Origin of the sequence: Sphingomonas yabuuchiae (assembly GCF_014199595.1) — a bacterium.
GTDB lineage: Bacteria > Pseudomonadota > Alphaproteobacteria > Sphingomonadales > Sphingomonadaceae > Sphingomonas > Sphingomonas yabuuchiae.
Map to the genome: position 1 here is coordinate 532,624 of NZ_JACHNX010000001.1, position 15,122 is coordinate 547,745.

Annotated in this window: 12 protein-coding genes; 9 read left to right on the forward strand and 3 right to left on the reverse strand. The window is 67.8% G+C overall.

The genetic code is table 11. The features are described from left to right. Positions 1-166 precede the first annotated feature (166 nt). From GGQ89_RS02630 to GGQ89_RS02640, 3 genes are all read left to right on the forward strand, one after another. Positions 167-1,303, forward strand: coding sequence for a glycosyltransferase family 4 protein (locus tag GGQ89_RS02630; RefSeq protein ID WP_184103822.1), 1,137 nt, complete (start codon positions 167-169; stop codon positions 1,301-1,303). Positions 1,304-1,404: 101 nt separating this feature from the next. Then, the gene (locus tag GGQ89_RS02635) at positions 1,405-2,808 is read left to right on the forward strand and encodes an NAD(P)H-dependent flavin oxidoreductase (protein WP_056430300.1); all 1,404 of its coding nucleotides are present in this window, start codon (positions 1,405-1,407) and stop codon (positions 2,806-2,808) included. Between the two features lie 6 nt (positions 2,809-2,814). After that, a complete protein-coding gene (locus GGQ89_RS02640; protein WP_184103824.1) occupies positions 2,815-3,300 on the forward strand; it encodes a hypothetical protein in 486 nt (161 codons plus the stop codon). 1 nt (position 3,301) lies between these two features. Here the strand turns inward: GGQ89_RS02640 and GGQ89_RS02645 are convergent, their stop codons facing one another. Beyond that, complete coding sequence (locus GGQ89_RS02645; RefSeq protein WP_042486195.1) at positions 3,302-3,493, reverse strand: hypothetical protein; 192 nt, start codon at positions 3,491-3,493, stop codon at positions 3,302-3,304. Between the two features lie 162 nt (positions 3,494-3,655). On the opposite strand from GGQ89_RS02645, the gene GGQ89_RS02650 reads away from it, so the two are divergent. Further along, positions 3,656-4,018, forward strand: coding sequence for a hypothetical protein (locus tag GGQ89_RS02650; RefSeq protein ID WP_056430298.1), 363 nt, complete (start codon positions 3,656-3,658; stop codon positions 4,016-4,018). Positions 4,019-4,087: 69 nt separating this feature from the next. Here the strand turns inward: GGQ89_RS02650 and GGQ89_RS02655 are convergent, their stop codons facing one another. Further along, a complete protein-coding gene (locus GGQ89_RS02655; RefSeq protein WP_184103825.1) occupies positions 4,088-5,086 on the reverse strand; it encodes a 2-hydroxyacid dehydrogenase in 999 nt (332 codons plus the stop codon). Positions 5,087-5,221: 135 nt separating this feature from the next. Between GGQ89_RS02655 and GGQ89_RS02660 the strand changes: the two genes are divergently transcribed. Next, entirely contained in the window at positions 5,222-5,725 is a 504-nt protein-coding gene (locus GGQ89_RS02660; protein WP_244955748.1) for an SH3 domain-containing protein, read from the forward strand. A gap of 157 nt (positions 5,726-5,882) precedes the next feature. Here the strand turns inward: GGQ89_RS02660 and GGQ89_RS02665 are convergent, their stop codons facing one another. Further along, on the reverse strand, positions 5,883-7,064 hold the full coding sequence (locus tag GGQ89_RS02665) for an acetyl-CoA C-acyltransferase (protein WP_184103827.1): 1,182 nt from the start codon (positions 7,062-7,064) through the stop codon (positions 5,883-5,885). A 213-nt stretch (positions 7,065-7,277) separates the two neighbouring features. Between GGQ89_RS02665 and GGQ89_RS02670 the strand changes: the two genes are divergently transcribed. From GGQ89_RS02670 to GGQ89_RS02685, 4 genes are all read left to right on the forward strand, one after another. Next, positions 7,278-8,039 carry a prepilin peptidase gene (locus tag GGQ89_RS02670; RefSeq protein WP_184103829.1) on the forward strand — a complete coding sequence of 254 codons (762 nt, stop codon included), beginning with the start codon at positions 7,278-7,280 and terminating at the stop codon, positions 8,037-8,039. After that, entirely contained in the window at positions 8,036-8,461 is a 426-nt protein-coding gene (locus tag GGQ89_RS02675; RefSeq protein WP_076715058.1) for a hypothetical protein, read from the forward strand. Before GGQ89_RS02670 ends, GGQ89_RS02675 begins: the two co-directional genes overlap by 4 nt. 99 nt (positions 8,462-8,560) lie before the next feature. Beyond that, on the forward strand, positions 8,561-10,774 hold the full coding sequence (locus GGQ89_RS02680) for an autotransporter assembly complex protein TamA (protein ID WP_338112393.1): 2,214 nt from the start codon (positions 8,561-8,563) through the stop codon (positions 10,772-10,774). After that, positions 10,774-15,006 carry a translocation/assembly module TamB domain-containing protein gene (locus GGQ89_RS02685; protein WP_184103831.1) on the forward strand — a complete coding sequence of 1,411 codons (4,233 nt, stop codon included), beginning with the start codon at positions 10,774-10,776 and terminating at the stop codon, positions 15,004-15,006. Before GGQ89_RS02680 ends, GGQ89_RS02685 begins: the two co-directional genes overlap by 1 nt. Positions 15,007-15,122 lie beyond the last annotated feature (116 nt).

Below are 15,122 nucleotides of genomic sequence, written 5' to 3' on the forward strand. Positions count from 1 at the left end.
GGGACCAGCGAAGCTGGTGGAGGGGTGTCCCCGGTCGCGAGCGATCCCCAACCTCTCCAACCGTGACACCCCTCCGTCAGGCCTTCGGCCTGCCACCTCCCCTTGCAAGGGAGGAAAATGGCGCCAGCGGTTTTCAACGCCGCCGCCGCCCGCTAATCCGGCGGGCATGGCCCGTCCGCTGAACATCCTGCATCTCCACTCCTCCTTCTCGCTGGGCGGCAAGGAGGCGCGGGCGGTCGCGTTGATGAACGCCTTTGGCGATGCCGCCAAGCATACCATCGTCTCGGGACTGCCCGACGAACTGGGCGCGCGCGATGCCATTGCCAAGGGCATTCGCTACGAGATCGCGCAGGATGCGCCGCCGCTGACCGGCACGCCCTCGGTCAAGCGGTACGAGGCGATTGCGGGCTATATGCGCCGCTTCGACCTGGTGCTGACGTATAATTGGGGTGCGATCGACGGGGTGATGGCACGCCGCGTCTATTCCAAGGGCGCGCCGCCGCTGGTCCATCACGAGGACGGTTTCAACGCCGACGAGGCGCGGGGCCTCAAGATCGAGCGCAACATCTATCGCCGCATCGCGCTGTCGGCGGCGGATGCGCTGGCGGTGCCGAGCCATATCCTGGAGGGCATCGCACGCCAGACCTGGAAACAGCCTGCCGAGCGCGTCCATCGCATCCCCAACGGCATCGACACCCGGCTCTATGCCCGCGATCCCGATCCCAAGGGCATTCCCGGTTTCGTCCGCCAGCCCAAGGAGATCGTCGTCGGCGCGCTGGCAGGACTTCGGACGGTCAAGAACCTGCCCATGCTGGTCCGCGCGATGGGCGGCATACCCAACCGCTTCCGGCTGGTGATCGTCGGCGAGGGGCCGGAGCGGGCGAACATCATGCAGGCCGCCGCCGCCATGGGCATCGCCGACCGGCTGGTGATGCCGGGCTTCCTGGAGCGGCCGTATAATTACATCCGCCATTTCGACATCGTCGCCTTGTCCTCGCTGTCGGAACAGGCGCCGATCTCGGTGCTGGAGGGGATGGCGGCGGGCTTGCCCATCGCCTCGCTGCCGGTGGGCGATGTGCCGATGATGGTGTCCGAGCCCAATCGCCAGTTCATCGCCGACGCGCCCAATGAGGTGCGCCTGCGCGACGTGATCCAGGCGCTGATCACGCATCCCGAGTTGCGCGCCCAGGCGGGGGCGGCCAACCAGGCACGGGTGCGTGCCGAGTTCGACCAGGCGCAGATGGTCGCGCGCTACAAGGCGCTCTACGAACAGGTGCTCGGACGACCCGGCGCGCTTGGCTGAAGGTCGTGGCGGAACCCGGCACGGAGGGGTGCCGTTAATTCCCCTCGCATAGCGATCCTAACACGCTATATGAAACCCTTTCGGACCAGTAAGGTGAAGACGTGTTCAAAGGCCTAAGCCCCATCCTGTACAACGGCCGCGAGGTTTGGCCGCTGATCGAAGGCGGGAAGGGCGTTGCTGCGACCAATCACGCTTCTGCCGGTGCCTGGGCGGCGGCGGGCGGCGTCGGCACCGTGTCGGCGGTGAACGCGGACAGCTATGACGCCGAGGGCAAGATCATTCCCCAGATCTACCGTGCGCTGACCCGGCGCGAGCGGCACGAGGAACTGATCGAATACGCCATCGAGGGTGCGGTCCAGCAGGTGAAGCGCGCCTGGGACATTGCCGGTGGCAAGGGCGCCATCAACATCAACGTTCTGTGGGAAATGGGCGGCGCGCAGCGGGTGCTGGAAGGCGTGCTGGCGCGCACCAAGGGTCTGGTCGCGGGCGTCACCTGCGGTGCGGGCATGCCCTATAAGCTGTCCGAGATCGCGGCCCATCACCAGGTCAGCTATCTGCCGATCGTGTCGTCGGGCCGCGCCTTCCGCGCCTTGTGGAAGCGCGCCTATTCCAAGGCGTCGGAATGGCTGGCGGCGGTGGTCTATGAAGACCCCTGGCTCGCCGGTGGCCATAACGGCCTGTCCAACGCCGAAGACCCGTTGCAGCCGCAGGACCCCTATCCGCGCGTGAAAGCGCTGCGCGATACGATGCGCGAGGGCGGTATTTCGGACGAAGTGCCGATCGTGATGGCGGGCGGCGTCTGGTATCTTCGCGACTGGAACGACTGGATCGACAATCCCGAGCTGGGCAAGATCGCATTCCAGTTCGGTACGCGCCCCCTGCTGACCCAGGAAAGCCCGATCCCCGAAGAGTGGAAGCAGCGTCTGATGACGATCGAGCAGGGCGATGTCCTGCTCCACCGCTTCTCGCCGACCGGCTTCTATTCCAGTGCGGTGCGCAATCCCTTCCTGCGCAGCCTGGAGGCGCGTTCGGAGCGCCAGATCGCTTTCTCGACCCAGGAAGCGGGTGATCATGTCTTCCAGCTCGACGTGGGCGTGAAGGGCAAGAATTTTTGGGTGACGAAGGGCGACCTGCTGCGCGCGCGCGAATGGTTCGGCGCGGGCTTCACCATGGCGCTGAAGACGCCCGACAACACGCTGGTATTCGTGACCCCGGAAGAGGCCAAGGAAATCCGCAAGGATCAGGCCGACTGCATGGGCTGCCTGTCGCAGTGCCTGTTCTCCAGCTGGGCGGACAGCGAAACCAATTCGACCGGCCGTCTGGCCGACCCGCGCAGCTTCTGCATTCAGAAGACGCTGCAGGAGATCGCGCATGGCGGGGATGTCGAACAGAATCTGATGTTCGCCGGGCACGCAGCCTATAACTTCAAGCGCGATCCCTTCTACTCGAACGGGTTCGTGCCGACCGTGAAGCAGCTGGTCGACCGCATCCTGACCGGGGACTGATCCATCATGATGACGCCGGAACTCTGCGCGACGTTGCACAGCGTCGCAGGGGCGATGGCGTCATTCCCCGATGGCTGGTGGATCATCGGCAGCGCGGCGCTGACGTTGCACGGTATCGATGCCGGTCCGGTTGACGATGTCGATCTGCTGATCGAGGCCGGGCTGGCCGATGCGGTGTTCGATCGGCTGGGTATCGCGCCGATCCTCTTGCCGCCTGATCCGCTGTTTCGCTCGACGGCCTTTGCGCGGTGGCAGGCCGCACCGGTTCCGGTCGAGGTGATGGCCGGTCTCGATGTCGCCGTCGCCGGATGCTGGCAGCGGGTCGAACCCCGCACGCGTCAGCGGATCATGAAATCCGATGGGCCCCTGTTCGTGCCCGACCAGCAGGAATTGCTCGCACTGTTCCGCCTTTTCGGGCGGCCCAAGGATGCGCCGCGTATCCGGGCGCTGATGGCGGAAGCGGCAGGGAAGGCCGCCGCTCCCGCACGATAGATTAGTCGGCGACGGTCCCGACGACCGCGCCCGCCGTGCCGCCGACCGCCGCGCCACGCTCGACGCTACCGCCGGTTGCCGCCGCCACGCCTGCGCCGCCCGCACCACCGATGGCGGCCCCCTTCAGCGTCGAGCAGGCCGAGATCGACATCGCCGCGGCTGCCAAGGTGAAGGTAATTGCCAGCTTTTTCATGGTGGTAGCTCCCGTTGAATGACAGGAAGGGAATGCAATCCCGCAGCAACGGTTCCGCATTGCAACAATTTGACATGGATCAGGGGCGGCTCTTCCCGGCAGCCTGTCACCATCATCGAGCGCGAGGTTGATCCGGTCCATGGGCTGTGTCAGTCGCACGTCATGCAACCAGATATCCGCGCGATCATCGCCGCTTCGTCCCATGCGCTCGTGACCGGCAGGAAGGTGGCCGGGCTTTATGACCAGGCGCAGGACCGGCACCGCCGCATCGCGGCGGAGGCTCGGGGCGAACATCTGCAGGGGCTGGACGGCGACCGGAACGTGAAGTTCGGCGGCACGCTTCCCGAACTGCGTGAAACCGGAACGGGGGCCGCGATCTATATGGAAATCGCCGATGGCGAGACGAAGGGCTTCGACCGCAGCAGCTCGGGCCACTTCACCTGCCGGATCGAGGATCAGGTCGTCCAGCTTTACGATCACGCCGACAGCGCGTGGTTCACCTTCGTCGTGCAGGCCGCCGAGTAATCCCAGTCAGCAATCCTCTTCATGCCTCTCCTCTTTCCAGGGGAGAGGGGAAAACAGTGCCGATCGCGTTTATAGCCACCCCTCCAGCACCTGATCCGGCGGGCGGTGGCCATCGGCCCAGCTGCGGATATTGGCGATGACCTTTTCGGCCGAGGCGACGCGGCCCTCCAATGTAGCCGAGCCCATATGCGGGGTCAGCACGACATTGGGGAGGGCGAGCAGGCGCGGGTCGATCTCGGGTTCGTGCCGCCATACGTCCAGCCCGGCCCCGGCCAATTGCCCCTTCTCGAGCGCCTCGACCAGCGCGTCCTCGTCGACGATTCCGCCGCGACTGGCGTTGATGAGATAGACGTGGGCACGCATCAGCGCGATGCGGCGGCGATCGATCAGGTCGTGGCTGTCGGCGTTGAGCGGCGTGTGGATCGACACGATGTCCACCGCGCCCAGCATCGCATCGAGATCGTCATGCCAGGTCGCGCCCAGTTCCTGCTCGACGCTGGCGGGCAGGCGGCGGCGGTTGTGGTAATGGATGGACAGGCCGAAGGGGCGGGCGCGCCGTGCGACCGCCTGGCCGATCCGCCCCATGCCGACGATGCCCAGCGCCTTGCCGCCGATCCGGTGGCCCAGCATCCCGCCGGGGCTCCAGCCCTTCCACGCGCCCGAACGGACCAGCTTTTCCCCTTCGGGCAGGCGGCGCGGCACCGACAGGATCAGCGCCATCGTCATGTCGGCGGTGTCCTCGGTCAGCACGCCAGGCGTGTTGGTGACGATGATGCCGCGCGCACGCGCCGCCTTCAGGTCGATATGGTTCACGCCCGCGCCGAAATTGGCGATCAGCTTCAGGCGCGGTCCGGCATTCGCGATCAGGTCGGCATCGATCGGATCGGTGACGGTCGGGACCAGCACGTCGCAATCGGCCATGGCGGCGGCCAGTTGCTCGCGGCTGAGCTTTTCGTCGCTCTGGTTGAGCTGTGTCTCGAACAGCGCGGCCATCCGCTCCATCACGGGATCGGGCAGTTCGCGGGTGACGACCACCCTGGGGTTCAGGCAGCGGCGTGGATCGACCATGACCATCGGATTGCGGCAAGCCTGCGGGTCCGTCAACCGGCGATCGCGCGCCCGAACATGGTTGAAGCGGCCCCCCGGCTCGGCGTAGAGCAACGCGCAGGCGAGCAACTAAAGGTACGGATGATGCGCAGGTCCATGGCCGGGCTGGCTGTTTTGGCGGCGACGCTGGCGAGCGGAATGCTGGCGGTGGGGCCGCTTGCCCCGGTGGCGAAGGCCGCGACCGAGAAGCGGGCATTGCCCTATTATGGGTCGATCGGCGCATCGGTGGCGCGGATGCGGACCGGCCCGGCGCGTACCTATCCCGCCAGCTGGAATTACCGCCGCGCCGACCTGCCCGTGAAGGTCGTCGCCGTGTTCAAGGAATGGCGCAAGGTCCAGGACCCGGACGGCACGGAGGGCTGGATGCTCGCCGTCCTGCTGCGCAACACGCGCACCGCGATCGTGCGCGGCACCGAGCCGTTGCCGATGCGCTCGGCCCCGGATGAGGGCGCCAAGACGCTGTGGCGCGCGGCCCCCGGCGTGGTCGGGCGGATCAGCGAGTGTAACGGCGGCTGGTGCCGGTTCGACGTGAAGGGGCAGGCCGGGTTCGTGCCGGTGGGCTCGATCTGGGGTGTCGAGCCGGGTGAGGTTCTACCGTAAGGCACTTGGCACGCCCCTCCCAGGCGGGAGGGGGTGGGGGAGTGACGGCCGCAGGCGATGGTCTCGGTGAGACTCCGTGCCCTCCCCCGACCCCTCCCGCCTGCGGGAGGGGAGTAAGAAGAAGGTGCTCTCCTGCCACGGAAGGGGAAGAGGGAGCTTACATCAACTCCACCGCCATCGCGGTGGCTTCGCCGCCGCCGATGCAGAGCGACGCCACACCGCGCTTGGCGCCCTTCGTCTCCAGCGCCGACAACAGGGTCGCCAGCACCCGCGCGCCGCTGGCGCCGATCGGATGGCCCAGCGCACAGGCGCCGCCATGGACGTTCAGTCGGTCGTGCGACAGGTCCATGTCCCGCATCGCGATCATCGCCACCGCCGCGAACGCCTCGTTGACTTCGTAGAGGTCGGCGTCGCCGGTCGCCCAGCCCGCACGCTCCAGGGCCTTGCGCATCGCAAAGACCGGGGCGGTGGTGAAGCGGGCGGGGGCATGGGCGTGGCCGGCCTGCGCCACCACCCGTGCGATCGGCGTCACGCCCAGCTTCTCGGCCACGCTCAGGCGTGTCATGACCAGCGCGGCCGCACCGTCCGAGATGGACGAGGCATTGGCCGCCGTGATCGTGCCGTCCTTGGAGAAGGCGGGCTTCAGCGTCGAAATCTTGGCAGGGTCGCCCTTGGCGGGCTGTTCGTCGAGCGTGATCTGTTCCTCGCCCTTGCGGGTCTTGACCGTGACGGCCACGATCTCGCGGTCGAACGCGCCCGCGCCCTGCGCCGCCTTGGCGCGCTCCAGCGAGGCGATGGCGAAATCGTCCTGCGCGCCCCGCGTGAACTGATATTCCTGCGCGGCTTCCTCGGCGAAATGGCCCATTAGGCGGCCGCGCTCATAGGCGTCCTCCAGCCCGTCGAGGAACATGTGATCGTAGAGCGTGTCATGCCCGATCCGCGCGCCGCCGCGATGCTTGTGGCTGAGATAGGGCGCGTTGGTCATGCTCTCCATGCCGCCCGCGACGATCAGGTCGGCCGATCCCGCCGCCAGTGCTTCCGCCGCCATGATCGCGGCCTGCATGCCCGACCCGCACATCTTGTTGACCGTCGTCGCCTCGACATGTTCGCCGAGGCCCGCAAAGATCGCCGCCTGGCGCGCGGGCGCCTGGCCCAGCCCGGCCGGGAGGACGCAGCCCATATGGATACGCTCGACCAGCGTGGGGTCGACACCCGCCCGCTCGACCGCGCCCTTGACGGCGGCAGCACCCAGCTGGGTTGCGGAAAGGCTCGACAGGCTGCCCTGGAACGAGCCCATGGGGGTGCGGGCATAGGACAGGATGACGATGGGATCCGTCATGGCATACTCTCCGATTGGGTCTGTTTTGATGTCGTTATTTGGCGCGGGCCTTACGCCTTTTGCCCCCGGCAAGCAAAGGGGTTAGGGCTGGTCGAAGCCCCCCCTCTTCGGGGGAGGGGTTTGGGCAGGGGCGTCGCCACAGGCGTTGCGTTCGCGGAAGCGCCCCACCCCCGGCCCCTCCCCTGAAGGGGAGGGGAGATGTAAGGGTTCGGCATGACGTTCGGGGCGGTATCGGCGGTTTGGGCCGCGATCTATGGCGTGGCGGGGGCGATCATCGGGTCGTTCGTCGCGGCGCTGGTGCTGCGCTGGCTGGACGAGCGGTCGGTGCTGACGGGGCGGTCGGCCTGCGACCATTGCGGCAAGACGTTGCGCGTGTGGGAGCTAGTCCCGGTTGTCAGCTTCGTCGCGCTGCGCGGACGGTGCGCGCGGTGCCGCCAGCCGATCGATCCGGTGCACTGGCGGATCGAGGTCGTCGCCGCGCTGATCGGCGTATCGGCGGGCTGGGTCGCGGGGCCGGATGGCTGGATGGGGGCGTTGTTCGGCTGGACGCTATTAGCATTGGGGGCGCTCGACGCGCTGGCCTTCTGGCTGCCCGACCGGTTGACCGTGTGGCTGGCGGGGGCGGGGGTGTTGACCGGGGTGCTCGGCCATGCACCGTTGTTGAGTGAGCGGGTCATCGGCGGAGTGGTCGGCTTCGGCGCGCTCTGGACGATTGCCGAGGGTTATCGCCGCTGGCGTGGGCGCGAGGGGATGGGCGGCGGCGACCCCAAGCTGTTGGGCGCGATCGGGCTGTGGCTGGGCTGGCGGATGCTGCCGGGCGTATTGCTGGCGGCATGCGTCATCGGGTTGGGCTTCGTCGCCATGCGGCATCTGCTGGGGCAGCGGGCGAGCGGGCAGGACATGGTGCCGCTGGGATCGCTGCTGGCCCTGGCGGCTTACCCGGCCTGGGTGTTGATGATAGGAATGGCCGCATGATGCTTCTGTCGATCCTCGCTTTGGCACAGGCGACCCCGACCGTGCCCGCGCCCCCGGTTCTGGGCGCACTGCCCAAACAGGCTCTGCCCCAGCGCGGCTGCGCGGCCTATCTCTGGGCGGTGCAGGACCAGCGTTTCGTCGCCATGGTCGAGCCGGGTCGGCTGCGCATCATGCTGGACGGCAAGCCGACCGACCTGACCGCGGCGGAGGCCGGGGGCGGCGCGACGCTGGGGCTGGCGAGCACGACCCGTTATGCCGGGGCGGGCGTCACCGCGACACTCGACATGACGATCACCCAGCGTGAAACCTTGCAGGATGGGGCGATCGTCTCCGATGCCAGTATTCGCCTAACGCGCGGAAATCAGGATGAAATCATTGTGCCCGTCGGCGGTCTGGTCGGGTGTGCGCCTGCCGAGCGCTGATCACCCGAGGGAACTTCACGGCTTCTGTCGGCGTTATGGTGCGGTGGGGGATCGTTCCGAATTGCGGAAGAGCCCTGTCGGAAAGGGGCTTTTGACGGCGTGGCGGAACGGATCGGCAGACACACCTGGCTTGCGTTCGCGCTGATCGCTCCCACCCTTTTTTCCTCCCCGGTATCGGCACAGCTGTCCAAACCCGGCACTGCCCCCGCGCAAGGACCGAGCCTGCCGCAGGACCAGCGCGAGGGCACCGCAGACCCGCAGGGCAATGCCCCGATCGTCCCCGATGCGCAGTTCAACGCCGCGCTGCCGCCGCTGAGCGGCGATATCAACGCACCGCTGGAGCCCATATCGTCCATGGCGAAGGACCAGCTCCCAGCGCAGGCCATTCCTTCCCCGCAGACCGCGCCGCCGCTGCCGAGCGCGCAGACCAACCAACCGCTGGCGACCGGCGAGACGATCGGCGCCATCGCGCCCGAAGACCCGCAGCTCGCCCAGCCGCTGACCCCGTTGAGCAGCTTCGACACGACGCCACTTGACACCATGGCCGATGCCAAGGGCCAGCGCGCGCCCGATATCCGTTATGATATGGAGGTGCGCGGGCTCGCGGAGCTGAAGCTGGACGACGAGTTCAAGGGGCTGTCGGCGCTGCGCGAGGGCAAGGGCAAGGCGGCGAACGCGACCCAGGTGTCGGCGCGGGCGCGCGAGGACGAGCAGCTGGCGATCCGGCTGATGAAGTCGCTGGGCTATTACGACGCCACCGCTATCTCGACGCTCCAGCGCGAAGGGGCGGAGGACGGCGAGGCCGGGCGCCTGAAGGTAGTGCTGACCGCGACGCCGGGGCGGCTCTATCGCCTGTCGTCGATCACGGTGAACGCGCAACCGACCGTGCCGACCGACCTGATCCGCTCCAACCTGCCGTTGAAGGTCGGCGACGCGATCGAGGCGGCGCGGATCGAGGGGGCGGAGGCCAATGTCAGTCTGGTCCTGCCCCAGCGCGGCTATCCCTTCGTCAAGGTGGGACAGCGCGACATCCTGCTGGAGGATCAGGGGCCGGAGCCGGTCGGCGCCTATACGCTGCCGGTCGATACCGGGCCGCGTTCGTCCTTCGGCAAGCTGACGACGGTGGGCGATACGGTCTTCGACCTGAATCACCTGAACGTCTTCCCGCGCTTCGACGAGGGGCAGCTGTACGACTCGCGGCTGACCGACGACCTGCGCAACGCGCTGGTCGCCACCGGCCTGTTCAACGGCGTCGCGGTCGAGCCGAAGCGGACCGGCCGGATGAATCCCGACGGTACCGAGCAGATCGATCTTCAGGTCACGCAGACCAAGGGGCCGAGCCGTACCCTGTCGGGGGAGGGCGGCTATTCGACCGGCCAGGGCGTGCGGTTGCAGGGCAGCTTCACCAACCGCAACGCCTTCCCGCCCGAGGGGGCTATCATCGCCTCGGTCATCGCGGGTACGCAGGAACAGGGCTTGAGCGGCACCTTCCGCCGTTCCAATGCCGGGCGGCGTGACCGGACCTTCCAGGTCATCGCCTCGGCCAGCCACCAGAATTACGACGCGTTCGACGCGTTCATCGGCACGGTCGCCTTCCGCTGGAGCTATGACTCGACGCCGATCTGGCAGAAGAAATTCACCTATGCCTTTGGCGGCGAACTGACCGGCACCAACGAAAGCGTCTACGACTTCGCGCTGGGCGACCGGCGGCGCGCGACCTTCGGTATCGCGGCGATCCCCGGACAGGTGGTGTTCGACCAGTCCAACGACCTGCTCAATCCGACGCGCGGCTATCGCCTCAAACTGAACCTCAGCCCCGAAACCTCGGTGCGCGGGGCGGTGCGGCCCTATGCGCGGACCATGATCGAAGGGACCTTCTATTATCCCTTCAACGACAGCCTCGTCCTTGCGGGCCGGGCGCGAGCGGGCGCGATCTTCGGGATCGACCGCGATGACCTCGCCCCGTCGCGGCGCTATTATGGCGGCGGCGGCGGGTCGGTGCGCGGTTACGGCTTCCAGCGGCTGGGGCCGCTCGATCCGCAGGGCAATCCGGTCGGCGGACGCAGCCTGAACGAGTTCGCGCTGGAGGCGCGCTATCGCTTCGGCAATTTCGGCATCGTGCCCTTCATCGATGCGGGCAACAGCTATGAAAGCACGCTGCCGACCGGCAAGGACCTGCGCTTCGGCGCGGGCATCGGCGGGCGCTTCTACACCAATTTTGGGCCGCTGCGCGTCGACGTGGCGACGCCGCTGAACCCGCGACCGGGTGACGGCAAAGTCGCCCTGTACATCTCGATCGGGCAGGCCTTCTGATGGCGGACGAACAGACCATGGCCGCCGAACCCGTCAACGAGACGGTCATCGTCCGTCGCCCCTTGTGGCAGCGCGTGCTCAAATGGATCGGCATCGCGATCCTGGGGCTGATCCTGCTGGTCGGGGCGATCCTGCTGGGCATTAACACCGATCCGGGCCGCCGCTTCGTTGCGGACCAGCTGGGCGGCTATACCACCGCCTCGGGCCTGAACATCAAGGTCGGGCGGATCGAGGGCTCGCTCTATGGCCGGATGAACCTGGTCGACCTACGGGTCAGCGACCCCAAGGGTGTGTTCCTGTCGAGCCCGCGCCTCGCGGTCGACTGGCGGCCCTTTGCCTATACCAAGAACCATGTCGATGTCCGGTCGCTGACCGCGGACCTCGTCACGCTGGCGAGGCGGCCCGAGCTGAAGCCGACGCCCAGCGATCCCAACGCGCCGCTGCTCCCCGATCTCGACATCGACGTGAACCGTCTGGCCATCAAGCGCTTCGTGATCGGTGCGCCGGTGACGGGGCAGCGTCACATCCTGGCGATCGACGGCAAGGTGCATATCGCCGACCGCCGTGCGCAGGTCACGGCGAGCGCGGATGCGCTGCGCGGGCCCGGTATCGCGGGCGGCGACCGGCTCCGCCTGGTCCTCGATGCGGTGCCCGATGCCGACCGGCTGGCGGTGGACGTCAAGCTGACCGCGCCGACCGGCGGCGTCGTCGCGTCGATGGCGGGGCTGAAGGCACCGATGACCGTGACCGTCGACGGACGCGGCGGGTGGAAAGCCTGGCAGGGGCGTGCCATCGCGACGCTGGGTGGCGGCGAGCTCGCCAATCTGAACGCCACGGCGCGCGATGGCCATATCGAGGTTCGGGGCGTGACCCGTCCCGGCCTGTACCTCGAAGGCCCGGTCGAGCGGCTGACCGCGCCTGTGCTCCAGGTCGCGATCGACACCACGCTGAACGAGCGGCGGGCGGATACGCGGATGAAGCTGCGTTCCTCGGCGCTGCTGGTCGATGCGGGCGGGCTGATCGATCTGGCCAAGAGCCAGTTCGGCAATTTCGCGGTCGATGCCAAGCTGCTGACGCCCGGCGCCATCGCGCCCAATCTGACGGGCCGCGACGTGCTGGCGCGCGTGGTGCTGAACGGGGCGTTCGCGACGCCTACGGTCGACTATAAGCTGCGCGCCGCCGCGCTCGGGTTCGGCGAAACCTCGGTCCAGAATCTCTATGCCGAGGGTCTGGCGAAGGTGAATGCCGATCGCATCCTGGTGCCGGTCAAGGCGCGGGCGAAGCGGATCGCGGGGCTGAACGCCGCTGTCGGCGGGTTGACCACCAATGTCGCGATCCAGGGCGATTTCGCGATCGCCATGCCCAATATCCTGTCGGACAATCTGCGCATCCGGTCGGACAATATCGATGCGACCGCGGTGGTCGTCGCGAATCTGAACACCGGTCGCTACACCGGCGCGCTGAAGGGCCGGGTCAACAATTACCGGGTCGAGAGCATCGGCATCATCAACCTGACGACCGACGCCAATCTGGTGGCGACGCCGGGCGGCTTCGGGATGAAGGGCCGGGTGGTCGCCCGCACCTCGCAGATCTTCAACGAGGGCGCGCGCAACTTCCTGGGCGGCAATGCGATCGTTCGCGCCGATGTCGAGTATAGCCCGCAAGGCATCGTGACCTTCAGCGGCCTGCGGCTGGCCGCGCCGCAATTCCGCGTGACGCGGGGCAGCGGGCGCTACAATCCCGCCAACGGCGCGCTGGCGGTCGAGGCGGATGCCTATTCCAACCAGTACGGCCCGATCACCGCACGGGTGACGGGATCGCAGACCAACCCGGTGATTGTGCTGCGCGCGGCCAGGCCGGGCGTCGGGGTCGGCCTCGCCAATCTCCAGGCGCGGGTCGTGGGGCAGAACGGCGCCTATGCCGTCAATGCCAGCGGTGACACCAATTACGGTCCCTTCACCGCCAATGTGCTGGTCAGCACCGGGCGGCAGCTGGCGGTCGACATTCGCAGCCTGGTCTTTGCCGGGATCAACACGACCGGGCGGCTGGTGCAGACGGCGGCGGGGCCATTTGCGGGAACGCTGCAATTTGCCGGCCAGGGGATCAACGGCCGCGCCCAGCTGTCCGATCAGGGCGGCAACCAGCGGGCCGATATCGCTGCACGGGCCTATAATGCCCGTGTGCCCGGCATGGTCGACTTCACCATCGGTCGCGCCATCGTCAACGCCAGCGTGGTCATGCTGCCGGGCGCGCCGCAGATCGTCGCCGACGCCCAACTGGCCGACACCCGCTATGGCGAGGTGGTGATCCAGTCGGCGCGGGCGAAGGTCAATTATACCGGCGGGCGCGGCACCGCGCAGGCGGTGCTGACCGGATCGTCGAGCATTCCGTTCAATATCGCGCTGAATGCGCAGCTCGCGCCGAACAACTATCTGGTCGCGGCCAAGGGGCAGGCCAACGGCATCAATTTCCGCACCGCCAGCCCCGCGCGCATCCAGAATGTGAAGGGCGAGTGGCAGGTGACGCCGACCCGGATCGACTTCGGGCGCGGGTCGGTGCTGGTCGCGGGGTCCTATGGCAATGGCCTGAAGGTGCAGGCGCGGCTGGACAAGCTGCAACTGTCGATCCTCGACGCCTTCGTCCCCAATCTCGGCATTTCGGGCGAGGCGAGCGGCGCGCTCGACTTCGCGCAGGCACGCGACGCCAGCTTCCCCGCCGCCGAGGCGCGGCTGACCGTCGCCAATTTCCGGCGCACCGGTCTCGCCGCAGTGTCGGAGTCGGTGGACATCGTGTTCGCAGGCCGTCTGGTCCCCGATGGCGGTGAGGCGCGCGCGCTGATCCGGCGTGGGCAGACGGTCGTCGGCCGTATGGTCGCGAACCTGCGTCCGCTGCCGCCGGGCAATGGCGGCTGGGTCAACCGGCTGATGCAGGCGCCCTTGTCGGGCGGCATCCGCTACAACGGTCCCTCGGCGGTGCTGTTCTCCTTTGCGGCGCTTCCCAACCAGCAATTGAGCGGCCCGATCGCGGTCGCCGCCGATTTCGGCGGACGCGTGTCGTCGCCGCAGCTCAACGGCCTGATCCGCGCCGACAACCTGACCTATGACAATGAGGCATACGGCACCCGCCTGACCAACATGCAGCTGGCGGGCCGCTTCAACAACGACCGGCTGGAGATCACCCGGTTGCAGGCCAAGGCAGGCGAGGGGACGATCCAGGCGCAGGGCTCGATCGGCCTTGCGGCGGACAGCGGCTATCCCGTCGACATCCGCGCGCAGCTCAACAACGCGCGGCTGGCCGACAGCGATGCGTTGGCAGCGACGACCAGCGGCACGATCCGCCTGACTCACAACCGCGACGGCGGCCTGATCCGGGGCGACCTGACCGTGCCGAACGCCCGCTATCAGATCATCCGTCAGGGCCAGGCCGAGGTGCCCGAGCTGACCGGCGTGCGCCGGCGCAGCGAGATTCGGACCCCGCGTCCGACCGACCGGCCCGCGCCCGCCGCGCCGCCGGGGCTGTTCCGCCTCGACCTGCGGGTGCGGGCGGACAACCAGCTGTTCGTCTCCGGCATGGGGCTGGAGTCCGAATGGGAGATGGACCTGCGTATTGGCGGCACCAGTGCGGCGCCGACGATCAATGGCGGGCTCGACCTGGTACGCGGCACCTACAGCTTTGCGGGCAAGCGGTTCGAGGTGAATCGCGGCACGATCCGCTTCCGTGGCGGCGCGCTGACCGATCCGGACATCAACATCCAGGCGACGACGACGACGGACGGCATCACCGCGGTCATCAACGTCACCGGCACCGGCCAGCGTCCGCAGATCAGCTTCACCTCGACGCCGACCCTGCCACAGGACGAAGTGCTCAGCCGGTTGCTGTTCGGGACCAACCCCGAGAATCTGTCCGCGACCGAGGCGATCCAGCTGGCCGCCGCGCTCAATTCGCTGCGCGGGTCGGGCGGCGGCGGGCTGAACCCGCTGGGCAAGCTGCGCTCGGCGACCGGGTTCGACCGGCTGCGCGTGCTGGGTGCCGACGAGGCGACCGGCCGGGGCACCAGCCTGGCGGCGGGCAAATACATCACCGACAATATCTATGTGGAGATCGTCACCGATGCGCGCGGCTTCACCGCCACCCAGTTACAGATCGCGCTGACCCGTACGCTCAGCCTGCTGACCCAAACCGGCTCGTTCGGCGGATCGGCGGCGAGCCTGCGCTACTCGCGGGATTTCTGAGGTAGAAAATTCCTCCCCTGCAAGGGGAGGTGGCGCGCATCGCGCGTCGGAGGGGTGTCCTGCTATCGAGAGGATGACACCCCTCCGTCAGGGCTTCGCCCTGCCACCTCCCCTTG